We start from the raw sequence: 591 nt of genomic DNA, 5'->3' as shown, positions 1-591 counted from the left end.
ATTTGATGAAGCCATGAAGAATGAATTCTACCGAGGCATGGAAGTCGCTGCCGCATCAGGAGCCTTAGACGGCGCACAGGGGTTTACCAAAGGTCAGGGCAAGCATGGGCAATTTTAAAAGCTGAATAAGGAAAGCACGCCTCCTCATTCAGCCTTTTAACGTCTTAGCTTATTTTAGTAGTTCTTCACTTCAAACTGGTCATCCGAAGGCTTTGCGGTATAGCGACCTTCTACCTGATCCCACTCATAATCATTCCCCATCATAACCTTAATGCGGTTATCTGAAGTTCTGGCACTGGCGGCATCGTACCCTGTGTCTTTGCGTCTTCCCCACCAGTTAATCGTTACTTCTTCAGGCTCAGCATTATTCATTGACTGGAAGTACCAGTGACGTGCTTCAACATGTTTACCGGCAATATCCCATGAATTCAGATACCAAAAACGCAAGTGGTTGAGGTTAACAATACTCTCCAACGGCGTGTTTTGGTCGCCAATCCATAAGTCATATATCGCCGATGACTTATACCATTCTACTGCGACATCCTGGTCGGCTATCATATCGGAAATGTACCAACGCGTTCGTTCGCCCAC

General features: G+C 46.4%; 1 pseudogene. It reads right to left on the bottom strand.

From position 1 onward, the window contains the following. Positions 1-174: 174 nt before the first annotated feature. A pseudogene (locus A3766_RS30740) lies at positions 175-591 on the bottom strand (cell adhesion protein); the annotation flags it as partial.

The sequence above is a fragment of the Oleiphilus sp. HI0132 genome (assembly GCF_001635845.1).
The sequence above is the reverse complement of the archived record's forward strand: the minus strand, read 5'-3'. Positions and strand labels throughout refer to the sequence as shown.